Origin of the sequence: Comamonas sp. SY3 (genome assembly GCF_041730275.1) — a bacterium.
In the GTDB taxonomy this organism is placed as follows: domain Bacteria; phylum Pseudomonadota; class Gammaproteobacteria; order Burkholderiales; family Burkholderiaceae_C; genus Comamonas; species Comamonas sediminis.
This window is the reverse complement of record NZ_JBGTYN010000012.1, coordinates 1-24,080: the sequence shown is the minus strand read 5'-3', so window position 1 is coordinate 24,080 and position 24,080 is coordinate 1. Positions and strand designations below refer to the sequence as shown.

Here is a 24,080-nt window from a genome sequence, read left to right as displayed (position 1 = left end):
GCTTTTAAACACTGCATGGATTGGCTGGTTGGAGGTTAGAGCCATGATTTTTTCTAGCGCTGGTGCGATTGGCGCACGAAGCGACCGAACCCTTGCGCTTCGAGCGATCTTGATTTTGTGTCGCAAATCGACCCGTTGCGGTCGTTCAAACCTTTGCTGCTCATGTCGCTGCGTAGCGGTTGCAGCCGCTGATTGCAGCTGGGTGAACTACCGCTCACCTAGTCATAGCGCCAAAACAGTCATTTCCCCAATGACTGTTTTCAGGTCCGCAGCAGCCCCTCGCTAACAGGCAGTCACCTGGAATGCAGGAAGTCCGCAATCTCGGCTCCCGAATGAGTGCTGTCGACTCATTGCAGACATTTGGAGATTTGCGTAAACAACTTGCTCGATTGGTAGCGCAAAAGCTGAAAAAATCAGCTGATCTCAATTTCAACTACGTAAGCTGGAATAACTTTCTTCTCCTGTCGGAGCTTGGAATCCATTTTTGAGACGGAGATATCCGCAATGTGAGTTTTACTTACAAGAGCTAACTCAGCGCCGCTTGCGAAGACTATCTCTTTCTCGTTTCCATGATTGCCCTCTAGACTGTATACATAAGCCTTGGTCTTAGGACCTTTAATACGAACTACCATCAGGTCCAGCCGGCCAGCGTCATAGGCTTTTCCTCTCCACTCGGCATTCCTCAGAGCTACTTGGGGACAGAAAGATGTGGAGAATGGACGAGACGTGGTAACGTTCGGAGTATTACTGGACCATAGACCTCCATGGAACAAGAACTGTCCCTCCGCAATTTCAACACCATGACTGTTGATCGCGTTATCCACTTCCGCGCAGTCGTAATGCGGGAATTCACCTTGATATGAGTTCAGAGCTTTAGGTACGTCCTGTGGCATCAAAGACCGAAGATGACTATATTCGTCGCTTGCCTCGAGTGCATCGTCAATGTGGCGCTCCAATGCTTGATCAACTCTTTCACGGAGCATTCTGCTTGCCGCTTCGAGGGGTGTCGATACCCTTTCGATTAGCTTGTCCTTGACTTGTAAAGCTGCGATCGGATGCACGCCTTGGTTTTTCATGAGATCCAGTGCTTCTTCCTGACTGGTTTTCCGGGTGGACCAAGCCTCGTAAGGTGTGGCGAAAACATCTATGGCGTCTACTTTCCTATTCATCTATCAACTCCCTATCTTTTTTGGGATGAATGCAACGTTTAAGTGGCACCATTGTCTACCAACACCGCTGTAATTGATCACACGAGAGCGAATTTGACAGTCGCCAATGACTGCTTATGGCCGAATTGAGGCATCGCACTAGAAGCTCCAATTGGCTGCGTATGAATGTTGCTGCTCTACTCGAGCCAATCGACCTGACTGCATCGGAGTCTATGTTGGAGCGAGTTTCGGTCGTTCACGACCTGTACGGGCGCGAAGTACGATTGCGATGAACAGTGCGCGCGATAGATGTCGCCGCCCTCACAATTTTCTACGGGAATCTGAGAGTGACATACTGTGTAGGCCTACGGACGGACCGGGGCGTCTTTATCGCCGCGGACAGCGGTTTTAGCTATGCATCTCCGTCAATCGACTCTGCCGGCAGCGAAACCACAACGGTGTTTGGGGAGCGGCAGGGTGATGTTGGGAAAAAGCCCTGGAGATTCGTATTCGAAAAAGGTATGAAGCTGGCTGTCAGGGCCGATACATTAACGGGCTTCGCTGGCGATGTCCGTACCGCGCGTGCGCTAATAGACGCGTATGCAGAAGCTCGTGCATTGAAGCTCGATGCACGAAAAGCTGTGAGTGAGGCGTTGATCAGCGTCACCCCTTGCGAGAACGATGCAGATGTGCTTTTCGCCTTCTACGAGTCCGAGAGACCTTGCCTTCTGCATGTTAACGTCGCTACATCAACGATTGACGAGGTGAGCGGGTTAATTCAGCTTGGAAGCACATTGCCCTCTGGGCAGCATGAATGGACCCGCAGGCTCGTCTCAAGCCTGCAAAACGTGCTGAACCGACTCGGCTCGCATCCGTTGCATGTAGAGCGAATCTTCTCTCAATTGGTCTCTGCATTCCAGAGCTACGGTGTGCATGACTATTTGCCTCAACACGGCGTAGGAGGTGCGTTCATTGCAGCTTGGGTAATTCCAGATGGAGTGCGCTGGCAAAGCGATCACCTGTACGTCATTCATGGTGAGACCCCAAGCTTCGACGACCTAATGTGTGCCACGATGATTCGCGAGGAGTCCCTTTGCCTTGTGAATAATCAGATTAGTGGGACCAAAGTCATAACCAGTCGACGTCCGCTAGAAAGTGACGTTGACGCGAGGGCGCGGGCGAAAATCGCAGCAAGCAACGCGGAGAGCTCTTGGGATAATGCCCAATTCGACTACTTTGTCTCGATCAACAAGAGCAGGCATATAGTCACCGTATTGGAGATGCGTCGCGAACAGCATCATGGACTGTTATCGCTTCATGCGCCAAACATGGAAAACAGTATCGGAATCGTCTGGTCAGAGACGTTTGTCAACCTTGCGAACAAAATGGAGGGTGTGGAGGAACCAAGCCCGGAATACATGACGGTGAAGTTTCTTCCGTTCAGGGAAGCCAGCGAAGAACTGCGAGCCAAGAGAGAACAGTTTGCGTGGGAACAGTTCGTTGATTGGCGTCGTGACAAGGGTTAGGAGCTGAATTTGTAGTGTCTGGAGTGTTGTCTTAGTTAAAACAACACTCCGTTGAGGTAGCTATGACGTCTCCGCAATACGGTCGGCTACCAGTTCGTGACGGGTGTTGCTACGGAAGCCGACATCCGTAAGAAAGATTGAGTGGCAGGTAGTGGCCGGTTGCAGTCGTTGAAAGGCCGCCCACAGGCCACTGCTTAAGGCTGATCTGGGTCGTTCATGGCCCGGCGCCTAGGCGGCAGCAACCGCCAATTCCAGACATTGACCTGCTACCAGGTCAGACGTCCGCTATGCGCCTTAAACCGGAAACTAGACAGATCGCACTGCGCCAAACAGCCTGAACGGCAGCTCTCGTAAACTCCGAACCGGTGCAGCCGAGGCTGTACAGTTCATTGCATAGCATCGGCAAAACCGCCAGTCGATGAGCCAAGTCCTTCACTTGTCGGCCCGCTCATTGGACAGACTATATTGGTCGATCAACTGTGCTTGGTCGAAAAGCTATCTCTATGCTTGTCACGCTTGTCGTCAAAAAATTAGCCTTCGCTGCATTGATGGCATCGCCTTTGGCGCTTTCTATCGGGTCGGGGTGGTCTGCTTTGATTGCTCCTAGTGGCACTAAAGAGCCTGCAACAGCTTGGGTGCTGATTGCCCTGGCATCGATGGCAATGACAATCAATCTTCACCTTTCGTATTTACGACCTGCGCTATACGCCAAGCTCCATAACAAATCAATGGAAGGCTACAAGCATGCTTCTGGGATTCCACTGATTGGTTCAATCCTTGCAGCAATTGCAGTTTTAGTCGGCTGGGGAAATCTATTGGTAGCGGTCGCCAGCTTGGTGATTCTTTTCGCCGACACAGGGAGTGTTGTTTGGTTGTTTGCAGCACTTGCGCGTGACAGATCGTTTTGGAGCGAATCGAAAAACGCTTGACCCGTTGCGCGAACTCCGGGCTCCTGGCCGTAAGGCGCCAAAATGGCTGGCTGCTTTCCTCAACTCATCTCTACAGTTCGGCCCCTCCTGCCTAACCCCAACTTAAATCCGGCGGGACCATGCGTATGAACATGTGAACCGACAATAACGCCAGCCGTCCAGAGCAACTAGGTCAAGCAGATGGCGTTATGAGTACCACGTACAGAACGCTTGGGTTAGTCATTGACGGCATCGAGTCGCAAGCCTCACAAACCTGCAGCAGTAGCCCAAGCTTATATTGCGAAAAACCGCGTGTCGACGATCTCAGTGGCTAATCATCCAAGGCCGGTTCCCCACCTGGCTTTTCAGCGCCGGCTGCGCCGCAGCCGCAGCGCTACTGGTCTTGGCGCCCCCACTGCAACACCCACAGCCACTGGGATGCCGCAGCCGCCCATAGCTGCCCGCCGCAGGGTCGTTATCCCGCGACATGCGCGGCGCATGGCGGGCGCGTTCGTTGACCTCGGCGGCGCGGCGCTGCTGGGGGGAGGTGCAGGCCAGGCGCGGGGCCTGGGTGATGACGCGCTCAGAGGCCGCGCCGCAGCGGGGGCAGGCGCAGGCCAGGTTGCGGTCGGACAGGCGGCGCAGCGCGTCGAACGCGCCGCAGTGCTGGCAGGCGTAGTCGTAGGTGGGCATCAAAGTCTCCTGCACAAAAGAATAAAAGCGGGCCGGCACAGCGGCCCGCATACGCGCGTCTTGCTCGTCTTACTTGTCGTACGAGATCGGCATATCGATGCTGCCGTCCAGGTACTTGACCGGCCCTGCCGCGCTGGGGTTGATGTCGAAATCAAAGATCTGCGTGGGCAGCCACAGGGTGGCGCAGGCGTTGGGCACGTCCACCACGCCGCTGATATGGCCCTGCACCGGGGCGGTGCCGAGGATGGAATAGGCCTGGGCGCCGGAGTAGCCGAACTTCTTCAGGTACTCGATGGCGTTGAGGCAGGCCTGCTTGTAGGCCACGTTCACATCCAGGTAGTACTGCTTGCCCGATTCGTCAACGCTGATGCCTTCAAAGATCACATAGTCGTTGTAGGTCGGCACGATGGGGCTGGGCTTGAAGATGGGGTTCTTGATGCCGTACTTGGCCATGCCGCCCTTGATGATGGACACCTTCATGTGCACCCAGCCGGCCATCTCGATCGCGCCGCAGAAGGTGATTTCGCCATCGCCCTGGCTGAAGTGCAGATCGCCCACCGACAGGCCGGCGCCATCGACATAGACCGGGAAGAAGATCTTGGAGCCGCGCGAGAGGTCCTTGATGTCGCAGTTGCCGCCATGCTCACGCGGAGGCACGGTGCGCGCGCCGCTGGCAGCGGCCTTGTCGCGAGCCTCGCCCTTGAGCTGGCCCATGTGCGCCGTCGCCATGAACGGCGGGTTGGCCAGGTTGCCGTCGGGGTTGGTGTCGATCAGTGCCTGCTCGCGCGCATTCCAGGTCTCGAGCATCTTGGGATCGGGCAAGGTGCCGATCAGACCCGGGTGGATCAGGCCGGCATAGCGCACGCCGGGGATGTGGCGCGATGTGGTGAACATGCCCTGGAAATCCCAGATCGATTTTTGCGCGGACGGAAAGTGGTCGGTCAGGAACCCGCCGCCGTTCTTCTGCGAGAAAAAGCCGTTGAAGCCCCACTGGCTCTCGTCCTTGGCGCCGATGTCAAGCAGGTCCACGACCAGCAGGTCACCGGGCTCGGCGCCTTTGACGCCGACCGGGCCCGACAGGTAGTGCACCGTGGTCAGGTCCACATCGCGCACATCGTCGGCGCTGTCGTTGTTCTGGATGAAGCCCCCCGTCCAGTCGTAGGTCTCCAGCACAAAGTCATCGCCGGGGTTGACCCAGCAGGCCATCGGAATATCGGGGTGCCAGCGGTTGTGCACCTTCTCGTTGGAGGGGGCCGGTTGGGACAGATCAACCTTGATCAGGGTTTCGGGCATGTGCAGCTCCTGTGATGCAGTCAATGAAACAGAAAAATGCGGGCCGGCAGCGCAAGCCGCCCGGCGCGCAAGGACCTAAACCGACAGATAGGACTTGATGTGGGCCTCGTTGGTGTTGGCGCGGTCGGTCTCGTGCACGATGCGGCCGCCCTCGATGACAAAGAGCCGGTCGGCCACATCCATCGCAAAATGCAGCACCTGCTCGGAGACCACGATCGTGATTTCGCGCATCTTGCGGATCTCGTTGAGCGCCTTGGCGATGTCCTTGATGATGGACGGCTGGATGCCTTCGGTGGGCTCATCGAGCAGCAGCACCTTGGGGTTGGTGACCAGCGCGCGGGCAATGGCCAGCTGCTGCTGCTGCCCGCCCGAGAGGTTGCCGCCCTTGCGGCGGCGCATATCCCAGAGCACCGGGAACAGCGCATAGATCTCGTCGGGAATCTTGCGGTCGCGGGCGTTCTCCAGACCGGTCTCGATGTTCTCCTCGACGCTCAGGGTCGGGAAGATCATGCGGCCCTGGGGCACATAGGCAATGCCCTTGGCCACGCGCAGATAGCTCTCGTCGCGCGACACATCCTGCCCGGCCACCTGCACCGCGCCGCTCTTGAGCGGCAGCACGCCCATCAGCGCCTTGAACAACGTGGTCTTGCCCATGCCGTTGCGGCCCATGATGGCCAGGGTTTCATTGGGCCGGCCTTCGAACGAGATGCCGTGCAGCGCCTCGCTCTGTCCGTAGGCCACGTGGATATCGTTGACTTTCAGCATGTGCGGCTCCTCAGTGGCCCAGGTAGACATCGATGACTTTGGGATCGGACTGCACGGCCTCCATCGAGCCCTCGGCCAGAATCTTGCCCTGGTGCATGACGGTGACCTTGTGCGCAATGCGGGCCACAAACTCCATGTCGTGCTCGATCACGATCACCGAGCGGCCCACGCAGATGCGCTTGAGCAGATCAGCCGTCAGCTCGCGCTCGCGCGCGCTCATGCCGGCAATCGGCTCGTCGAGCATCAGCAGTTCCGGGTCCTGCATCAGCAGCATGCCAATCTCCAGCCACTGCTTTTGCCCGTGCGACAGCAGGCCCGATTCCATCTCCAGCACATGGTCCAGACCGATCTCCTGCGCCACCGCCTGCACGCGCTGCTGCACGGCCTCGGTGCACTTGAAGCGCAGCGCGCCAAACACCGAGCGCCCCTCGGGGTAGGAGACCTCGAGGTTCTTGAAGACCGACAGGTTCTCGTAGATCGACGGGGTCTGGAACTTGCGGCCGATGCCCTTGCGCACGCGCAGGTACTCGTCCATGCCCGTCAGCTCCTGGTTCTGGAACTTGATGCTGCCGCTGCTGGCCTTGGTCTTGCCGCAGATCAGGTCCAGCAAGGTGGTCTTGCCGGCGCCGTTGGGGCCGATGATCACGCGCAGCTCGTTCTTGTCGACATAGAGGGTCAGGTCCTCGATGGCCTTGAAGCCGTCAAAGGAGACTGTCAAACCCTCCACCGCCAGTGCAAAGTCGGTATTGCTCATTGCGCACTCCTGGTTCAGACGCCTTCGGCCGCAGGCTTGCCGCTGACCGGCTCCTGCGCCTTGCTGGTGGCGGTGGTGGTGACGGGCTTGTTGGCCGTGCTGGTGGCCACTGGGCTGGTCGGGCCGGTCGGGCTGGCGGGCTTGGCAGCGCGCCGCGCCAGCATGGGCTTGAGCTTGCTCGCATACAGGCCCGCCAGGCCGTTGGGGAAGAACATGGTCACCACGATGAAGAGGCCGGCCATGCAGAACATCCACAGATCGGGGAAGGTCTCGGAGAAATAGGTCTTGCCAAAGTTGACCAGCAGCGCGCCGTAGACGGCACCGACCAGGCTCATGCGGCCACCGACGGCGGCAAAGATCACCATCTCGATCGACGGAACAATGCCGACGATGGACGGGGACATGAAGCCCACCTGCAGTGCAAACATCGCGCCGCCAATGCCCGAGATTGCAGCGGCCAAGCAGAACACGAAGACCTTGAACATCGACACGTCGTAGCCGGAGAAGCGCACGCGGTCTTCCTTGTCGCGCATCGCCAGCAGCAGGGTGCCGAGCTTGCTTTTCTGGATCCACAGACAGGCCACCACCGACAGCAGCAGCAGGCCGCAGCAGACGTAGTAGAGGATGTACTTGGCGCTGTCGGTTCGGATGTCCCAGCCCAGCAGGGTGCGCAGGTCGGTCATGCCGTTGACGCCGCCGGTGTAGCCCTGCTGGCCGATGATCAGCACGGTGAGGATCAGCGCCACGGCCTGGGTAATGATGGCAAAGTAGACATCGCCCACCCGGCGGCGGAACATGGCAAAACCGATGATGAAGGCCAGCAGCGCGGGCGCAGCCACCACGGCAAACAGCGCAAAGGGCAGGTGCTCGAACGGCGTCCACCACAGCGGCAGTGCGGTCAGCTGGTTCCAGTCCATGAAGTCGGGGATGCCCGGTGTGGACTGGATGCTGGTGCTGGCCTTGTCGGAGGCCTCCAGCTTGAGGAACATCGCCATCGCATAACCGCCCAGGCCAAAGAACACGCCCTGCCCCAGGCTCAACACGCCGCCCCAGCCCCAGAGCATGACCAGGCCCACGGCCACAAAGCCGTAGCAGAGGTACTTGCCCACCAGGTTCAGGCGGAAGGAATCGAGCGCCAAGGGGAACACCACCAGCAGCACCACGGCCAGCAGTGCCACATGTCCCAGGCCGGTGCGCTCCAGCCACACACGCATATCTTTCATGGTTGTCATCCTTTGCACCCGCTTTAGCGGCGCACCTTGCTGGCAAACAAACCTTGGGGCCGCAGCATCAAGACCACGACGATGAAGGACAAGGTCAGCACCTTGGCCATGGAGCCACTGAGGAAGAACTCCGTGATGGACTGCACCTGGGCAATGCCAAAGGCCGATGCCACGGTGCCCAGCAGGCTGGCGGCACCGCCAAAGGTGACGACCAGGAACGAATCCACGATGTAGAGCGAACCGGAGGTAGGCCCCGTCGAGCCGATGGTGGTGAAGGCGGCGCCGGCAATGCCGGCCACCCCGCAGCCAATCGCAAAGGTCAGGCGGTCGGTCTTCTTGGTGTTGATGCCGATGGCGTTGGCCATCACCCGGTTGCTGACCGTGGCCCGCACCCGCAGGCCCCAACGGCTGCGGTACAGCGCAATCAGCACGCCGGCGGTCACCAGCAGCGCCAGCGCCAGCACAAACAGGCCATTGATCGGAATGTCCAGCCCCTCGCTGGGCGACCAGGAGCCCATCAGCCAGTCGGGCAAGGTAGGGCTCACCTCTTTGGGGCCGATCACCGAGCGGAACACCTGCTGCAGTCCCAGACTCAGGCCCCAGGTGGCCAGCAAGGTATCGAGCGGGCGCTTGTACAGGTGGCGGATCAATGCCCACTCGGCCAGCCAGCCCAGCACAAACGCGAACACAAAGGCCGCCACGATCGACAGCGGAAAGTAGTACGGCATCCATGCCGGCGCATGGGCTTCCACCAGGGTGGAGGCCATGAACACGGTGTAGGCGCCGATGGTCATGAACTCGCCATGCGCCATGTTGATGACACCCATCTGGCCAAAAATAATTGCCAGGCCCAGGCCCATCAGCAGCAATACTGCAAACAGGCTGAGGCCTGCGAAGCCCTGCATCAGCCCGATATTCATCATTTCAGAAAAAGTCATGGCGCTCTCTTGTCGGGTGGTGGTCGGCGGCATCGCGGGCCTCAAGGGCAATGCCTCGGGGCCCGCTCCTTGCTTGTAAGTGGCAAACACAGCCCAGCAAACCGAAGGTTTGCGGTTGAGACGAGGCGCGAGGCCGCAGGCAGTACAAAAAGTACGACAAGGCCGAGCAACGACGTATCAAGGGCTGTGTTGGCCACGTTTATTGGTAGCCCTTGGGGAAGGGATCAGGCTTGATTAGCTCGGGCGACTCGGACACCACCTTGAAAGTCCCGTCCGGCAGGCCCTGCGCGATGCGCGACTTGCTCCAGAGGTGGTGGTTGGCGTCGATCTTCACGTAGCCTTCGGGGGCGGTGTTCAGCTCGATGCCCGGCGATGCGGCCACGACCTTGTCCACATCAAAGCTGCCGGCCTTCTCGACAGCGGCCTTCCACAGCCAGGGGCCCAGGTAGCCGGCCTGGGTCACATCGCCGATGACCGACTTGGGGCCGTACTTGGCCTTGAAGGCCTCGACAAACTTCTTGTTGTTGGGGTTGTCCAGCGACTGGAAGTACTTCATGCTCGAGTAGAAGCCGGCAAAGTTCTCGCCGCCAATGCCGAGCATTTCGTCCTCGGTCACCGACAGGGTCACCAGGAACTGCTTGTCACCGGTGATGCCCGCCGCCTTGAGCTGCTTGTAGAAGGCCACGTTGGAGCCACCCACGACGGCGGCAAAGATCAGATCGGGCTTGGCCACCTTGATCTTGTTGATCAGCGAGTTGAAGTTGGTGTTGCTCAGCGGGTAGTACTCCTCGCCGACGACCTTGCCCTTCTGGAAGGTCTCGATGTGCTTGCGCGCAATCTTCATCGAGGTGCGCGGCCAGATGTAGTCCGAGCCCACCAGGAACACCTTGGAGGCGTTCTTTTCCTTCTTGGCCCAGTCGAGGCTGTACAGAATCTGCTGGGTCGCTTCCTGGCCGGTATAGATGACGTTCTTGCTCTGCTCCAGGCCTTCGTAGAAGGTGGGGTAGTAGAGCAGGCCGTTTTCCTTTTCGAAGACGGGCAGCACGGCCTTGCGGGAGGCCGAGGTCCAGCAGCCGAACACGGTCGCCACATGGTCGCTGATGAGCAGCTTCTTGGCCTTTTCGGCAAAGGTGGGCCAGTCGGAGGCGCCGTCCTCCTTGATCACGCGGATCTTGCGGCCGAGCACACCGCCCATCGCGTTGATCTGGTCGATGGCCAGCTGCTCGGCCTGGATGGAGCCGGTCTCGGAGATCGCCATCGTGCCGGTCGACGAGTGCAGCTGCCCCACCACCACTTCGGTGTCGGTCACCGCGAGCTTGCTGGTATTGACCTGCGCAGTAGGCGGCGTTTGGGCGCGGGACAGCATGGGCAGACCCGCGATGCTGATGGCCCCCAGGCCTTGCAAGAGACGGCGGCGGCGGAGCGACTGTTGGAATTCCTGAGACATGCTTTTCTCCTCAAGTGGTTCAGGCGTTGAACCGGTAACGGGTTGAAACCTGTTGATCACTCTAAAAGTGCGGCCCCGAAACACCCATACGTCATTTGACGTAGCCGCTGCGTAGACGCCCCGTGCCCGGCTGCGCGCCGGGGGCGGGTGCCGCATTCGGCAGGCGCCGCCTCGCCGGCCGCGCCTTGCCGGCCGCACCTCGCCGGCCGCGCCCTCCTTCGTGTGGCCTGAATATTGCTTGGTCTGGGGGTCCCCTGCCCCTGGTGCCTGCACGCTGCCTGTGATGACCAAGCCCTCCCAAAAGATCTTCCCGATCCGCCGCGAATACAACGCCTGGGTGGCCGACGAGACCATGGAGGACTACGCACTGCGTTTTACACCGCAGAAGGCGCGGCGCTGGAGCGAATGGCAGCTGCTGAACACGGCGATGGGCGGGCTGTCCTTTCTGGCGCTGGAGGCCATCGGCGCGACCATCACCCTGGCCTATGGCTTCAGCAACGCGGCCTGGGCCATTGCGGTGATGGGCATCGTGATCTTTCTGACCGCCTGGCCCATCTCGGTCTGCGCGGCGCGCTATGGGCTGGACATGGACCTGCTCACCCGGGGCGCCGGCTTTGGCTACCTGGGCTCGACCATCACCTCGCTGGTCTATGCCACCTTCACGTTCATCTTCTTTGCGCTGGAGGCGGCCATCATGGCGCTGGCCGTGCAGATGGCGCTGGGCTGGCCGCTGGTGGTCTGCTATGTGCTGTGCGCGCTGGTGGTGATACCGATGGTGCTGTATGGCGTGACCTTCATCTCCAAGCTGCAGGCCTGGACCCAGCCGCTGTGGGCGCTGATGCTGCTGACGCCCTATCTGTGGCTGGCCTTCACCCAGCCGCAGCTGGTGCATGAGCTGCCGGGCCTGTCGGGCCTGACCTCGGGCAGCGCCGATTTCAACTGGCTGTATTTCGGCTCGGCCAGCACCGTGATCTTCGCGCTGATCGTGCAGGTAGGTGAGCAGGTCGATTACCTGCGCTTCATGCCGCGCAAGACGGCCGCCAACCGGGGCCGCTGGTGGTTTTGCGTGCTGATGGGCGGGCCGGGCTGGATCCTGATGGGTGCCGCGCGCATGCTGGGCGGCGCCTACCTGGCCTATGTGGCGCTGCAGTTTGGCTCCACGGTGGCCGAGGCCTCGGACCCCACCCACCTCTACCTCAGCGCGTTTGGCAAGATGGTCCAGGACCCGGGCATCGCCCTCTGGGTCACCCTCATCTTCGTCATCATGGCGCAGATCAAGATCAATGTGACCAATGCCTATGCCGGCTCGCTGGCCTGGTCCAATGTGTTCTCGCGCATCACCCGCAGCCACCCCGGCCGCGTCGTGTGGCTGGTGTTCAACGTGATGATCGCGATGCTGATCATGACCCTGGGCGTGTTCAGCGCGCTGGAGAAGGTGCTGGGCATCTACAGCAATATCGCCGTCGCCTGGGTCGGCGCGCTGGTGGCCGATCTGGTCATCAACAAGCCGCTGGGGCTGAGTCCGCCGGGCACCGAGTTCCGGCGCGCCTACCTGCATGACCTCAACCCCGTCGGGGTGGGCGCGATGGGCATTGCCGCGCTGGCCGCCGGCATTGCCTACAGCGGGCTGCTGGGTGAGCTGGCCAGCGCCTTTGCGCCCTATATTGCGCTGGTGATTGCGCTGCTGGTCTCGCCGCTGCTGGCCTGGTTCACGCGCGGGCGCTGGTATATCGCCCGCCCGCCCGCGCTGTTCGAGGCGCCCGAGCTGCAATGCGCCGTGTGCCAGAACCAGTTCGAGCGCGCCGACATGGCCGCCTGCCCTGCCTATGGCGCGCCCATCTGCTCGCTGTGCTGCTCGCTCGATTCGCGCTGCCATGACCGCTGCAAACCCAGCACCGCGCGGGCCCAGGTGCAGTGGCGCAGCCTCTACGAAAGCCTGCTGCCCCAGCGTATCCAGCGCAGCATCAACTTTCGGCTGGCGTCATATGCAGGCACGGTGCTGCTGCTGACCAGCCCCATGGCGCTGGCCTTGTTCATCGTCTACATGCAGCAAAGCCTGGCGCCGGGGCAGACCGATTTGCGCTGGGCCTTTGTGCGGGCGTTCTCGCTGCTGGCGCTGCTGTGTGCGCTCTATGCCTGGTGGCTGGTGCTGGCCAAGGACAGCCGGCGCATGGCGCGCGAGGAGTCGGACCGCCAGACGCAGATGCTGCTGCAGGAGATCGAGGCCCACCAGCGCACCGATGCCCAGCTGCAGGCCGCCAAGGAGCATGCCGAGGCGGCCAACCAGGCCAAATCGCGCTATGTGGCCGGCATGGCCCATGAACTGCGCACGCCGCTGACCAGCATCCTCGGCTATGCCCAGCTGCTGCTGCGCCGCAGTGACCTGCCCGGCCCCGCGCATGAAAGCATCACCACCATGCTGCACAGTGGCGAGCACATGCACTCGCTGATCGACGAGCTGCTGGATCTGGCGCGCATCGAGGCTGGACGCCTGCGGCTGGACCCGGCGCCGCTGCAGTTCCCCGAGTTTCTTGAAGCGGTCAACCGCATGGTGCGGCCCCAGGCCGAGGCCAAGGGCCTGCAGTTTGCGCTGCAGACGCAGGGCCGCATGCCACCGTGTGTGCGCGCCGATGCCAAGCGCCTGCGCCAGATTCTGATCAACCTGCTGGGCAATGCGATCCGCTTTACCGACAGCGGCAGCGTGCGCCTGCAGGTCAACTGCCACAGCGATGTGGTGCGCTTTGATATTTGCGATACCGGCATCGGCATTGCGCCGCAGGACCATGAGCGCATCTTCATGCCGTTTGAACGGGGCAGTGCCGGGCGCCGGGCCGCGAGCACCGGCACCGGTCTGGGCCTGACCATCACCCGCATGCTGACCTTGCTGATGGGCGGCGAGCTGAGCCTGCAGAGCACGCCTGGCCAGGGCAGCACCTTCTCGGTGCGCTTGTACCTGAGCGAGGTCCACACCCCACCCCGCGCGCTGGCCGGCCAACCCCAGGCCCGCCCCTTCATCGGCGGCTACCAGGGCCCGCGCAGAACGCTGCTGGTCGTCGATGACCAGCCCATCCACCGCCAACTGATCGCCGGGGTGCTGATTCCGCTGGGCTTTACCGTGCTCGAAGCGGCCAGCGGCCACGAGTGTCTGGAGATCATCCGCGATGCGCCGCCCGATGCCATCCTGCTGGACCTGAGCATGGATGACCTGAGCGGCTGGCAGACCGCTGCGCTGGTGCGCCAGCAGTACAGCGCCGCCCATCTGCCGATCATCATCGTCTCGGCCGACCTGTTCGAGAACCAGCCCGAGCAGCTCGAGCGTGCCGGCTGCCAGGCCTTTGTCGGCAAGCCGGTGCTGGAGTCCGAGCTGATGGACAGCCTGGCCTGGCTGCTGAAGCTGGAGTGGCTGGAGGACAAGGCCGTATCCCCTCCCCCGGCGGCACTGGCCTCCGCCCCGCAGCCTGGCCCGCTGCCGCCCGAGCTGCAATCGGACATCACGCGGCTGGCACGCTTTGGCGATGGCGCCGGCCTGCGCAAGCTGCTGGCGGCGGCCCAGGCCAGCCATCCCGATTGCCGCGATGCGCTGCAGGCGCTCGATGCCGCTGCCCAGCGTTTCGATTTCCCGTTCATCCTGGAAAGCCTCGCGGCGTCCTCGCCCGATACCTAGCCATGCCTCATCACACACCCCATGCCGGCGTCGTCCTGGTGGTCGACGATGCCATCGAGACCCTCGGCTTCCTCTGCGAAGCGCTGAGCCAGCAGGACTACACGGTGCTGGTGGCCCGCAATGCGGCCGAGGCGCTGGAACGCCTGGAGATCGCGACGCCCGATGCGGTGCTGCTGGACTGCGTGATGCCCGGCGAGACCGGCTTCTCGCTGTGCCGCAGGATCAAGGCCGACCCGGCCTGGGCCCATGTGCCGGTGATCTTCATGACCGGGCTGTCCGAGACCGACCATATCGTCGAAGGCTTTGCCTGCGGCGGCGTGGACTATGTCGTCAAACCGCTGAAGCTGCCCGAGGTGCTGGCGCGGCTGGCCCGCCATATGCACAACGCCCATGTGGGCCGCATGGCCCAGGCGGCGGTGGATGTGGCGGGCATGGGGGTGGTGGTGCTGGACCGCCAGGGCCGCATCGCCTGGCGCTCGCCGCAGGCGGCACTGTGGCTGGAGCAGGCCTTTGGCGCCAGCACAGCGGCGGCAACGGCCTGGCTGCAATCGGCCTGGGATACGACGGCCCAGCACCCGCTGGGCGGCAGCAGCCTGCTGGCCCAGCCGGTGGGCGAGGTGGGCATTGGCGAGCGCATGCTGGTGCTGCGCGTGGGCACCGACAACCTGCGTGCCAGCACCCAGCGCCTGCAGGATGCGTCGCTGACTCCGCGTGAGACCGAGGTGCTGGGCTGGCTGGCCAAGGGCAAGACCAACCGGGACATTGCACAGATCCTGGGCATGAGCCCGCGCACGGTGAACAAGCACCTGGAGCATGTGTTTGAGAAGCTGGGCGTGGAGACCCGGGCAGCGGCAGCGGCCATCGCCAGCGGCTCCCTGGCTGCGTAAGCTTCGTGTAAGCCATAGAAAAGCTACGGATATTGCAGCGGTCTGGCGTGGCGCCCAAAGGCGCCTGCCGCTTGCGCCAGCGCAAATAAATGTCCATCACTGCCTCTGGCTGCACGACATTTCGCCGACGGCTAACGACATTTCAACTATCAATATTGATAGCATCTATCGCAAACCATCGTTGACCCCGGCGGCCATTTGGCTTTAAGTTCCGGGAAAAGCGCCTGGCCAAAAACGATAAACACTCAGGAAAAACAAGGGTTTACCTTAGAAAAAACCCCTGCCTGATCTCGGTAGGATGGCACTCTTTTTCCCTTCAAGAGAGACAAGCCGTTATGAACAAGATGATGCAATGGACTGCGCTGGCCCTGGCGGCCGCCACCGCGACCGGCGCCTATGCCGACGCCTCCTACCCCAACAAGCCCATCACCATCGTCGTGCCCTTCACGGCAGGCGGCCCCACCGACCGCGTCGCACGCGATCTGGGCGAGGCACTGCGCAAGCCTCTCAATGGCGTGACCGTGGTCATCGACAACGCCGACGGCGCGGGCAGCACCATCGGCATGGCCAAGGCCGCACGTGCCAAGCCCGACGGCTACACCTTGCTGCTCAACCACATCGGTGTGGCCACCGCCCCTATCCTGTACCGCAAGCTGTCCTTCGATGTGACCAAGGACTTCGAGTACCTGGGCATCATCAACGACGTGCCGATGACCCTGATCGGCAAGCCCACCTTGGCACCGAACAACTACAAGGAACTGGCTGCCTACCTGAACAAGGAAAAGGACAAGGTCAACCTGGCCAATGCAGGTATTGGTTCCGCCTCGCACCTGTGCGGCCTGCTGCTGCAAAGCACCCTGAAGATCCCTCTGACCGCCGTGCCGTACAAGGGCGCCGCACCGGCGATTGCCGACCTGATGGGCAACCAGGTCGATGTGCTGTGCGACCAGACCACGAACACCACCGGCCAGATCGAAGGCAAGAAGGTCAAGGCCTATGCCGTGACCACCAGCAAGCGCCTGACCACGCCATCGCTGAAGGACCTGCCGACCCTGCAGGAAGAAGGCCTCAAGGGCTTTGAAGTGACGATCTGGCACGGCCTGTACGCCCCCAAGGGCACGCCACCCGACATCCTGAAGAAGGTCAACGACGCGCTGAAGGTGGCCTTGAAGGACCCCGAGTTCATCAAGAAGTCGGAGAACCTGAGCGCCGTCGTGGCCAACGACCAGCGCATCACGCCCGAAGGCCACAAGGCCTTTGTGCAGGCTGAGATCGCCAAGTGGACGCCGATCATCAAGGCGGCCGGCACCTTCGCCGACTGATCGCGCGACACCTCAGAACCTGTTCAACGCAAAAAGACTGCCTCGGCAGTCTTTTTGCGTTGGATCAGACGCTTGCTGGGCGGTCAGCCGCCCCAGACCACATCGGCCTGCTCGGCCGCACTGCGGCGCAGCATCTCGATAAAGGGCACCGCCCGCTGCTTGAGGCCGACGCTGGCCTTCACATCCTGGCCGTCGGCGTCTTCGGGGTCCTGGTCCAGGTCCTGCGTCTTGGCTGCCTGGGCGCGTTCGTCTTCGGCAGCCACGGCGGCCTGCAATGCGGCAATCGCCTGGGGAATCTGGTCCGTGGTGATGATGCCGCGTGGCGAGGCGTCCTTGCCGATGATCTGCAGCACCTTGCGGGCATCAGGCTCCAGCATGATCATGTCTGCAGTGGCCTGTGATTTGAATTTGAATAGCACGGCGCTCTCCTTATCGATACATATAGTCCCGGGTGAACGGGTATTGTGATTGTGCACCAGGCATGGTGCCTGTCGTCATCGACCCATCGGGCATGACAGCCAGCATCTGGTGCAGCGCCACCCAGCCATGCTCAAACCCCGTGGCGCAGCCGGCCAGGTAGAGGCGGTAGGCGCGCAGGGTCTTGGCGGCCTGCGCGGGGTCGCCCTTTTGCGCGAGGATCGCCAGCGCCTCGTCCAGCTGCGCCTCCAGGGCATCGGACCAGGCCCACAAGGTCTTGGCGTAATGCGGGCGCAGGTTGTCGGTGTCCACCATCTCCCAGCCCGCGTGGGCCATCTCTTCGAGCACGGCGCTGACATGGATCAGCTCGCCGCCGGGGAAGATGTATTTCTCGATGAAATCGCCCATGCCGGCGCCCAGCTGCTCGTTGTCGGTGCCGCCAGCGGTGATGCCGTGGTTCATCAGCAGGCCACCGGGTTTGACCAGGCGCTTGAGCACCGTGAAGTACTCGTGCATATGGGCGCGGCCCACATGCTCGAACATGCCCACCGAGGCGAGCTTGTCAAAAGGCTGGTCCACGCGCAGCTGGCGGTAGTCGGTCAGCAGCATCTTGACCCGGCCCTGCAGGCCTTTTTGTTCGATCAACTGGTTGACATAGGCATGCTGGTTTTTGGACAAGGTGATGCCGGTGCCCTCGATGCCATAGTGCTCGGCAGCCCACAGCAGCAGGCCGCCCCAGCCCGCTCCCACATCCAGAAAGCGCTCGCCTGGCTGCAGCCGCAGCTTGCGGCAGATCAGGTCCAGCTTGGCCTCCTGCGCCTGGGCCAGGCTGTAGCCATGCTCGGCATAGTAGGCACAAGAGTAGACGCGGCGCGGATCCAGCCACAGACCGTAGAAATCGTCCGAGACGTCGTAGTGGAACTGGATCTGCTCGGAATCCTTGGTCAAGGTATGGAGCGCCGCCGAACGCGAGCGCGCCAACAGCCGGCTCCACCAGGTGGAACGCGCCGCCACCGGGTCCGAGGGCATCAGCGCCACCGCAGCGGCCATCGCATCGCGCATCGTGCCTTCGATATCCACGTGGCCCTCGACGATGGCCGCGCCCACCACCCCGACATCGCCAGCCGCCAGCGAGGCCAGTGCCGCCGCGTTGTGGCAGCGAATGCGTACCTGCGCCTGGTCCGGCGGACCGATCCATCCGCCCTGCGGCAGGGAGATGGCAACCGACACTGGCAAACCCGCCAGCTTTTCTTCGAGCTTGGAATGCAGGATATTCATAGCGGTTATTGTGTGGCGCCGGTCCGCAAGGTCAATAGCCGTTGTCTGACACACCTACTAACAACATATCTATAGGGATGCCGCCAGCACCTGCGCAGCAGACGCGCTAGCATTGCTCCCTGCCCATGCCCACATCCCCGCCTGTCCCCTCTTCCGATCGCTTGCAGCCCGCAGCCTTGCTGGATCTGCCTGCTTTGCAGGCCCGCTACCCGAACCAGGACTGGGTGGTGTTGCAGGCCGATCCCGGTGCTTGCCAGGTGTGGCGTTTGACCGCGCAACAGGCGTCGCCTATCCGACACGATCTGCCGTTGGGCTATGGCCAATTGGCAACACAGTACCTGAGCCGCGCGTCCACCGGCGCTGGCCAGGTGGAACAGGTGATCGAGTTGGTGGAAGACCAGATCATGCCGCTGACCCGCAGTTGGCCAGCGCCCGGCCCCCAGCTGGCTTTGCTGTGCAGCGCGCCGGACATGGCGGCCCTGGCCGCGCAGCTGCCGGATCCGCAAGCCCCGCTGCAGACCACCGACGCCGTCGAGCAGCTCTTTAACCGCTATGCCCACCACATGATGGGCGGCAGCCACAGCGGCCTGCAGCTGACGCCGGCGCAGGCTGCGCTATTGATTCTGCTGCGCGAATGCCTGCACCACTGGGGCTGCCAGCAGGTCGCGCTGCAGGGGGCGCGGGCTTAGACGTCAGCGCGCTTCGCTGCGGAGCCCATCCACCGTCTGGAACAGCGCCTGGCGCGCCTGGCTGATGATCTGCGCTTTCCAGGCCACGCTCTCGTCATAGAAGGCTTCGCGCATCTGCTGGTGGATGGCAGCCTGCTGGGCGGCCGGTGCCTCGGGGTGCTGGTGCAGCCAGTGGTCGGCGCGCAGCGCATCCAAGGTAGCGTGCACCGGCAGCACGCCGTACTCCAACGCCATGCCGGTAAATGTGGCCTGCGGGCATTCTTGCGCCACGCTGTTCCAGAGCAGGCCGGTCAAAGGCGGCGATGAGGAGCTGCCATCGTCCAGCGACGTGACCGGCGTCGCGCCTGCCCCATCCCACCAGCGGCGCGCCCGCGCCAGCATGGCCCCATCACCGGGCGGGCCCGTGAAGATGCGCTCGCCATAGCCATTGGGGCCCAGCCCGGTGTGCACATCGATCCAGGCGATCTGGCGCGCGGCCTGGCCGTGCTGGCGCAGCACCTGGCGCAGGGTTTGGTTGCTCCGGGTCGGCGCCTGGCCGCCAAAGAACACCCCTTGCGGATGGCGGTACTGGCCCTGGGCCACCGCCGCCTGCCAGGCCTTGAGGCCGTGCGCATCGATGAAGTCCTGCATCGCCTGCTGCACCGCGGCCGTCGGCGGCCAGTGGGCCGGCACAATCACCTCGTGCAACTGGTCGTAGGCCGGGTTGCCCGGCAGCGGTTGGGAGAAATCGACAAAGTTGCGGTTCAGGTCCACGTTCTCCTGGGTCACGCGCCGGCCGTAGGAAAAGCCATGGGGGTTGAGCGCATGCACATAGAGCACGGCCACACCGGCGCTGCGCACCTTGTCCAGCCACTCGGCATCGCGCAGCGCATAGACCTGCACGCCGCTGCCGCAGTAGCCCTCGATGCCATGGCAGGCGCTGCTGAGGATCAGCAGCTGGTCGGCATCCATCGCGCCATCCCGGGCCACATCCATGGCCAGCGCTTCGCCTGCGACCCCGGTCAACGGATGGGGCTGCGATTGCAGCGCCAGGCCAGCGGCGGCGGCGGACTCCAGAAACTGCTGGCGGGCTTGCGCATAGCTGCGCGAAAAGGCTTGTTCTACAGCGCTCATGCGGCGATACCTCCGTGGCCCATGCCGGCGGTGGCCATGCGCTCGACCTGCACCGCACAGTCGTAAAAGGACGGTGCACGTCCGATATCGGTCAGCTGCTGGTGGGTCAGCTCGTTGACGTTGGTGCCATTGGGCCCATCCTTGCGCCACCAGATCCCCAGTCCCACTACGACGCCGGGCCGGGCACGGCCATTGATGCTGGCATGGCAGACATGCTCGCCCCGGCCGTTGAAGACGCGCACCAGATCGCCATCTTCAATCTGGCGGCTTTGCGCATCGCTGGGGTGCATCTCCAGCATCGGGCGCTCTTCGGCACTGCGCAGCTGGCGCACATTGATAAAGGTGGAGTTGAGAAAGTTGCGCGCCGGTGGCGAGATCATCGCCAGCGGATGGCTGGCGGTGGGCAGCTCATGGTTGGGCAGGTGGTCGGGCAAGGGGTTGATGCCCATGGCCTCCAGCGCCGCGCTGTGGAACTCGCACTTGCCCGAGGGCGTGGCAAAGCCGCCATTAGCAAACGGGGCGTCAGGCAGGTTCTGCGCGACAAAGCCCTGCGCCAGCAGCTGCTCGAACGGGATGCGGGTCGGGTCCACCGCCTGGCGGCACAGCTCCTCGTCGCTGTCGGCAAAATGCGGCGCCGCAAAGGCGCTGTCGTAGCGTGCCATCTGCGCGGCCAGGTCGCGGAAGATCTGCGCATTGCTGCGCGCCTGGCCCAGCGGCGCAATGGCCGGGCGGTTGAGCAGCACATCGGTGTGGCCGTAGCTGGTGTGGATGTCCCAGTGCTCCAGCTGGCTGGTGGCGGGCAGCACATAGTCGGCATAGTCGGCCGTGTCGGTCATGAAGTGCTCCAGCACCACGGTGAACAGGTCCTCGCGGGCAAAGCCCTTGACCACCTTGGCTGAATCGGGGGCTACCGCAACCGGGTTGCTGTTGTAGCAGACCAGGGCAGCAATCTGCGGGCCGAACCCGGCGCTGGCGGGCTGGAGCAGCGCATCGCCAATCGTGCTCATGTTGACGGTGCGGGGCTGGCGCGCGCCCAGCAGCGCCGGCATTTGCAGGGCCCCCCGGCGCGCCGGCGCCGATGACGAACTGGACAGCAGCAGGCCGCCAGCGCGGTGGCGCCAGGCGCCGGTGAGTGCGGGCAGGCAGGCGACCGCGCGCACGGCATTGCCGCCGCCGCGCACACGCTGCATGCCGTAGTTCAGGCGGATCGCCGCCCGCTCGGTGGTGCCGTAATCGCGCGCCAGGCTACGGATCTGCGCGGCATCGATCCCGCAGACCTGGGCGGCGCGCTCGGGCGTCCACTGCAGTGCGCGGGCCTTCAACGCGTCCCAGCCCAAGGTGTGCTGGGCAATGTAGTCGTGGTCGAGCCAGCCGTTGCGGATCAGCTCATGCATCAAGGCCAGCGCCAGCGCCGCATCGGTGCCGGGCAGCAGCTGCAGGTGTTCATGGCATTTGTCGGCGGTCTCGCTCTTGCGCGGATCGATGCAGACCAGCTTGGCGCCGTTGCGCTTGGCCTCCATCGCATAGCGCCAGAAATGCAGGTTGCTGCCAATGCTGTTGCTGCCCCAGATGAGGATCAGCTGGCTCTCGGCAAAAAACTGCACCCGCATGCCCAGCTTGCCGCCATAGGTGTGCAGCAAGGCTTCCGAGCCCGCGCTGGCGCAGATGGTGCGGTCCAGCAGCGACGCGCCCAGCTGGTGGAAAAAGCGCCGGTCCATGCTCTCGCCCTGCACCAGGCCCATCGTGCCGGCATAGCTGTAGGGCAGGATGGCCTGCGGATCGGTCTGCGCAATGCGGTGCAGCCGCTGGCTGATATCGGCTAGCGCCTCGTCCCAGCTCACCGGCTGGAACTGGCCGCTGCCCTTGGGGCCGACCCGCTTCATCGGCTGCAGCACCCGGTCCGCATGGTAGCTGCGCTCGGTGTATTTGCTGACCTTGGCGCAGAGCACGCCGCCGGTGTGCGCATGCAGCGGATTGCCACTGACCTTGGTCGCCACGCCATCGACCACGGTGGTGACCAGTGAGCAGGTATCGGGGCAGTCATGGGGGCAGGCGCCCAGAACGGTGGTGGCGGCAGCAGTGGTAGTCATGGCAAGGGCGGCGCCGAGGCCGGCGCAGAGTCGGGGGAATGGAGTGCTGCACATGGTAGCGCCAGTTGGCAGGGGCCGGGGTCTCCTGCAGCACGTGGCCGAGCGGGGCCCAGGCCCAGGGTTATTCCCAGGACATTTCAGCGCAGGGGTGTCCTGCTTTGCTGCACCATAGAGGGCTTGGCACGCCGCGCGCCAACGCCTTGGCCTCTAGCGGCACCGGCCAGACAGATACATCCCCATGTAGCCAACAGGATTTCCCATGAAGCTGATTGATTCCATCGTGGCCGAAGCGCCCAGCATTGCCCAGATCCGCAAGGACATCCATGCCCACCCGGAGCTGTGCTTCGAGGAAGTGCGCACGGCCGATCTGGTGGCAGCCAAGCTGACGGAATGGGGCATTCCTATCCACCGCGGCCTGGGCACCACCGGCGTGGTCGGCATCGTGCACGGCAAGGATGGCGGCGCCAGCGGCCAGGCCGTGGGCCTGCGCGCCGATATCGATGCGCTGCCGATGCAGGAGTCCAACACCTTTGAACACGCCAGCCGCCATGCTGGCAAGATGCACGCCTGCGGCCATGACGGCCACACCGCGATGCTGCTGGCCGCAGCCAAGCACTTCTCCAAGTTCCGCGATTTTGACGGCACCGTCTACCTGATCTTCCAACCCGCCGAAGAAGGCGGTGGCGGCGCGCGCGAGATGATCAAGGACGGCCTGTTCGAGAAATTCCCGATGCAGGCCGTCTTCGGCATGCACAACTGGCCCGGCATGGCCGCCGGCAACATGGCCGTCAGCCCCGGCCCGGTGATGGCCTCCAGCAACGACTTCAAGATCACCATCACCGGCAAGGGCGGCCACGGCGCGATGCCGCACATGGGCAATGATCCGGTGCCCATCGCCTGCCAGATCGTGACGGCCTTCCAGACCATCATCACCCGCAACAAGAAGCCGCTCGATACCGGCGTGATCTCCGTGACCATGATCCACGGCGGCGAAGCCAACAACGTGATCCCCGACCGCGTGGAGCTGCAAGGCACGGTGCGCACCTTCCGCACCGAAGTGCTGGACCTGATCGAAGCCCGCATGCGCCAGGTGGCCGAAGGCTGCTGCGCGATGAACAATGCGCAGTGCGAGTTCTACTTCAACCGCAACTACCCCGCCACCGTCAACAGCGTCCCCGAAGCCGAGTTCGCCCGCCAGGTGATGATCGACATCCTGGGCGCCGATAAAGTGAAGGCGCAAGAGCCCACGATGGGCGCCGAAGACTTCTCCTTCATGCTCGAAGCCAAGCCCGGCGCCTACTGCTTCATCGCCAACGGCGAAGGCGACCACCGCGCCATCGGCCACGGCGGCGGCCCCTGCACCTTGCACAACCCCAGCTACGACTTCAACGACGACCTGATCCCCCTGGGCGCAACGTACTGGGTACAACTGGCCACCAAGTGGCTGGCCCAAGCAAAGAAATAAGAAGCGAAATCAGCAACCCAAGCAAAGCGCCCGAGGACACCCCGGGCGCTTTTTGCATTGAAAGCAGCGGAAACCACTCCTCTCCGTCCCATCAACCAAGGCGAGCCCTGAAATCACCCGGACTGCCGGAGCGGGCCCAAGAAGCAAGCGCAATACTCACCCCACAACCCCAACGCCGAGATAGGGCCTGAGACGAGGCGTCGCAGGCGCAGACAGTACGCCTGTACGGCAAGCCTGCGCAACGAAGGATCAGGCCCTATATCGGCGCCCCCGCAAGACCAACAGCCCAAACCTCAAAACAGCGCCAGCACATGAGATCAAACGGTCTGCCGGAGCGGGCCCAAGAAGCAAGCGCAATGCCCAACCCCACCACCCCAACGCCGAGATAGGTCCTGAGACGAGGCGCGCAGGCGCAGACAGTACGCCTGTACGGCAAGCCTGCGCAACGAAGGATCAGGCC

19 protein-coding genes are annotated in these 24,080 nt (G+C 62.8%); 7 read left to right on the top strand and 12 right to left on the bottom strand.

The features are described from left to right. Window positions 1-413: 413 nt before the first annotated feature. Window positions 414-1,169 carry a hypothetical protein gene (locus ACCQ08_RS15720; protein WP_373450323.1) on the bottom strand — a complete coding sequence of 252 codons (756 nt, stop codon included), beginning with the start codon at window positions 1,167-1,169 and terminating at the stop codon, window positions 414-416. Window positions 1,170-1,669: 500 nt separating this feature from the next. On the opposite strand from ACCQ08_RS15720, the gene ACCQ08_RS15715 reads away from it, so the two are divergent. Then, entirely contained in the window at window positions 1,670-2,674 is a 1,005-nt protein-coding gene (locus ACCQ08_RS15715) for a hypothetical protein (RefSeq protein ID WP_373450322.1), read from the top strand. A gap of 503 nt (window positions 2,675-3,177) precedes the next feature. Further along, on the top strand, window positions 3,178-3,603 hold the full coding sequence (locus tag ACCQ08_RS15710; protein ID WP_312450673.1) for a hypothetical protein: 426 nt from the start codon (window positions 3,178-3,180) through the stop codon (window positions 3,601-3,603). Between the two features lie 303 nt (window positions 3,604-3,906). Here ACCQ08_RS15710 and ACCQ08_RS15705 read toward each other — a convergent pair whose 3' ends face one another. The 7 genes from ACCQ08_RS15705 to urtA form a co-directional block, all read right to left on the bottom strand. Then, complete coding sequence (locus ACCQ08_RS15705; protein WP_239809706.1) at window positions 3,907-4,275, bottom strand: zinc ribbon domain-containing protein; 369 nt, start codon at window positions 4,273-4,275, stop codon at window positions 3,907-3,909. Between the two features lie 69 nt (window positions 4,276-4,344). Beyond that, on the bottom strand, window positions 4,345-5,568 hold the full coding sequence (fmdA, locus tag ACCQ08_RS15700) for a formamidase (protein ID WP_133855171.1): 1,224 nt from the start codon (window positions 5,566-5,568) through the stop codon (window positions 4,345-4,347). A 75-nt stretch (window positions 5,569-5,643) separates the two neighbouring features. Then, on the bottom strand, window positions 5,644-6,333 hold the full coding sequence (gene urtE / locus ACCQ08_RS15695) for an urea ABC transporter ATP-binding subunit UrtE (RefSeq protein WP_133855172.1): 690 nt from the start codon (window positions 6,331-6,333) through the stop codon (window positions 5,644-5,646). 10 nt (window positions 6,334-6,343) lie between these two features. Next, window positions 6,344-7,087: an urea ABC transporter ATP-binding protein UrtD gene (urtD, locus tag ACCQ08_RS15690; RefSeq protein WP_239809707.1), complete on the bottom strand. Its 744-nt coding sequence runs from the start codon at window positions 7,085-7,087 to the stop codon at window positions 6,344-6,346. 14 nt (window positions 7,088-7,101) lie between these two features. After that, window positions 7,102-8,310, bottom strand: a complete 1,209-nt coding sequence (urtC, locus tag ACCQ08_RS15685; protein WP_373450321.1) for an urea ABC transporter permease subunit UrtC — start codon at window positions 8,308-8,310, stop codon at window positions 7,102-7,104. A gap of 23 nt (window positions 8,311-8,333) precedes the next feature. Next, the gene (urtB, locus tag ACCQ08_RS15680; protein WP_239809709.1) at window positions 8,334-9,248 is read right to left on the bottom strand and encodes an urea ABC transporter permease subunit UrtB; all 915 of its coding nucleotides are present in this window, start codon (window positions 9,246-9,248) and stop codon (window positions 8,334-8,336) included. 199 nt (window positions 9,249-9,447) lie between these two features. Then, the gene (gene urtA / locus ACCQ08_RS15675; protein ID WP_373450320.1) at window positions 9,448-10,695 is read right to left on the bottom strand and encodes an urea ABC transporter substrate-binding protein; all 1,248 of its coding nucleotides are present in this window, start codon (window positions 10,693-10,695) and stop codon (window positions 9,448-9,450) included. Window positions 10,696-10,978: 283 nt separating this feature from the next. Here urtA and ACCQ08_RS15670 point away from each other — a divergent pair, with 283 nt between their 5' ends. The 3 genes from ACCQ08_RS15670 (at window position 10,979) to ACCQ08_RS15660 (ending at window position 16,568) form a co-directional block, all read left to right on the top strand. Further along, window positions 10,979-14,359, top strand: coding sequence for an ATP-binding protein (locus tag ACCQ08_RS15670; RefSeq protein ID WP_373450319.1), 3,381 nt, complete (start codon window positions 10,979-10,981; stop codon window positions 14,357-14,359). 2 nt (window positions 14,360-14,361) lie between these two features. Further along, complete coding sequence (locus tag ACCQ08_RS15665; protein WP_312450683.1) at window positions 14,362-15,246, top strand: response regulator; 885 nt, start codon at window positions 14,362-14,364, stop codon at window positions 15,244-15,246. A 335-nt stretch (window positions 15,247-15,581) separates the two neighbouring features. Then, entirely contained in the window at window positions 15,582-16,568 is a 987-nt protein-coding gene (locus ACCQ08_RS15660) for a tripartite tricarboxylate transporter substrate-binding protein (RefSeq protein WP_239809713.1), read from the top strand. Window positions 16,569-16,651: 83 nt separating this feature from the next. On the opposite strand, the gene ACCQ08_RS15655 is transcribed toward ACCQ08_RS15660, so the two are convergent. Together ACCQ08_RS15655 and ACCQ08_RS15650 are read right to left on the bottom strand one after the other, a co-directional pair. Further along, a complete protein-coding gene (locus tag ACCQ08_RS15655; RefSeq protein WP_116926167.1) occupies window positions 16,652-16,987 on the bottom strand; it encodes a DUF1840 domain-containing protein in 336 nt (111 codons plus the stop codon). 10 nt (window positions 16,988-16,997) lie between these two features. Next, window positions 16,998-18,263: a class I SAM-dependent methyltransferase gene (locus tag ACCQ08_RS15650; protein WP_373450318.1), complete on the bottom strand. Its 1,266-nt coding sequence runs from the start codon at window positions 18,261-18,263 to the stop codon at window positions 16,998-17,000. 125 nt (window positions 18,264-18,388) lie between these two features. Here ACCQ08_RS15650 and ACCQ08_RS15645 point away from each other — a divergent pair, with 125 nt between their 5' ends. After that, entirely contained in the window at window positions 18,389-18,952 is a 564-nt protein-coding gene (locus tag ACCQ08_RS15645; RefSeq protein WP_373450317.1) for a hypothetical protein, read from the top strand. A gap of 3 nt (window positions 18,953-18,955) precedes the next feature. Here the strand turns inward: ACCQ08_RS15645 and ACCQ08_RS15640 are convergent, their stop codons facing one another. Both ACCQ08_RS15640 and ACCQ08_RS15635 read right to left on the bottom strand, forming a co-directional pair. Further along, window positions 18,956-20,065 carry a M14 family metallopeptidase gene (locus ACCQ08_RS15640; protein ID WP_373450316.1) on the bottom strand — a complete coding sequence of 370 codons (1,110 nt, stop codon included), beginning with the start codon at window positions 20,063-20,065 and terminating at the stop codon, window positions 18,956-18,958. Further along, a complete protein-coding gene (locus tag ACCQ08_RS15635) occupies window positions 20,062-22,155 on the bottom strand; it encodes a molybdopterin-dependent oxidoreductase (RefSeq protein ID WP_373450315.1) in 2,094 nt (697 codons plus the stop codon). Before ACCQ08_RS15635 ends, ACCQ08_RS15640 begins: the two co-directional genes overlap by 4 nt. Window positions 22,156-22,414: 259 nt before the next feature. Here ACCQ08_RS15635 and ACCQ08_RS15630 point away from each other — a divergent pair, with 259 nt between their 5' ends. Then, window positions 22,415-23,620, top strand: coding sequence for a M20 aminoacylase family protein (locus ACCQ08_RS15630; RefSeq protein WP_373450314.1), 1,206 nt, complete (start codon window positions 22,415-22,417; stop codon window positions 23,618-23,620). Window positions 23,621-24,080: the final 460 nt, after the last annotated feature.

Coding starts and splice junctions, on each gene's coding strand:
- ACCQ08_RS15720 (WP_373450323.1), bottom strand. CDS start 1,169: ATGAATAGGAAAGTAGACGCCATAGATGTTTTCGCCACACCTTACGAG.
- ACCQ08_RS15715 (WP_373450322.1), top strand. CDS start 1,670: ATGAAGCTGGCTGTCAGGGCCGATACATTAACGGGCTTCGCTGGCGAT.
- ACCQ08_RS15710 (WP_312450673.1), top strand. CDS start 3,178: ATGCTTGTCACGCTTGTCGTCAAAAAATTAGCCTTCGCTGCATTGATG.
- ACCQ08_RS15705 (WP_239809706.1), bottom strand. CDS start 4,275: ATGCCCACCTACGACTACGCCTGCCAGCACTGCGGCGCGTTCGACGCG.
- fmdA (WP_133855171.1), bottom strand. CDS start 5,568: ATGCCCGAAACCCTGATCAAGGTTGATCTGTCCCAACCGGCCCCCTCC.
- urtE (WP_133855172.1), bottom strand. CDS start 6,333: ATGCTGAAAGTCAACGATATCCACGTGGCCTACGGACAGAGCGAGGCG.
- urtD (WP_239809707.1), bottom strand. CDS start 7,087: ATGAGCAATACCGACTTTGCACTGGCGGTGGAGGGTTTGACAGTCTCC.
- urtC (WP_373450321.1), bottom strand. CDS start 8,310: ATGAAAGATATGCGTGTGTGGCTGGAGCGCACCGGCCTGGGACATGTG.
- urtB (WP_239809709.1), bottom strand. CDS start 9,248: ATGACTTTTTCTGAAATGATGAATATCGGGCTGATGCAGGGCTTCGCA.
- urtA (WP_373450320.1), bottom strand. CDS start 10,695: ATGTCTCAGGAATTCCAACAGTCGCTCCGCCGCCGCCGTCTCTTGCAA.
- ACCQ08_RS15670 (WP_373450319.1), top strand. CDS start 10,979: ATGACCAAGCCCTCCCAAAAGATCTTCCCGATCCGCCGCGAATACAAC.
- ACCQ08_RS15665 (WP_312450683.1), top strand. CDS start 14,362: ATGCCTCATCACACACCCCATGCCGGCGTCGTCCTGGTGGTCGACGAT.
- ACCQ08_RS15660 (WP_239809713.1), top strand. CDS start 15,582: ATGAACAAGATGATGCAATGGACTGCGCTGGCCCTGGCGGCCGCCACC.
- ACCQ08_RS15650 (WP_373450318.1), bottom strand. CDS start 18,263: ATGAATATCCTGCATTCCAAGCTCGAAGAAAAGCTGGCGGGTTTGCCA.
- ACCQ08_RS15645 (WP_373450317.1), top strand. CDS start 18,389: ATGCCCACATCCCCGCCTGTCCCCTCTTCCGATCGCTTGCAGCCCGCA.
- ACCQ08_RS15640 (WP_373450316.1), bottom strand. CDS start 20,065: ATGAGCGCTGTAGAACAAGCCTTTTCGCGCAGCTATGCGCAAGCCCGC.
- ACCQ08_RS15635 (WP_373450315.1), bottom strand. CDS start 22,155: ATGACTACCACTGCTGCCGCCACCACCGTTCTGGGCGCCTGCCCCCAT.
- ACCQ08_RS15630 (WP_373450314.1), top strand. CDS start 22,415: ATGAAGCTGATTGATTCCATCGTGGCCGAAGCGCCCAGCATTGCCCAG.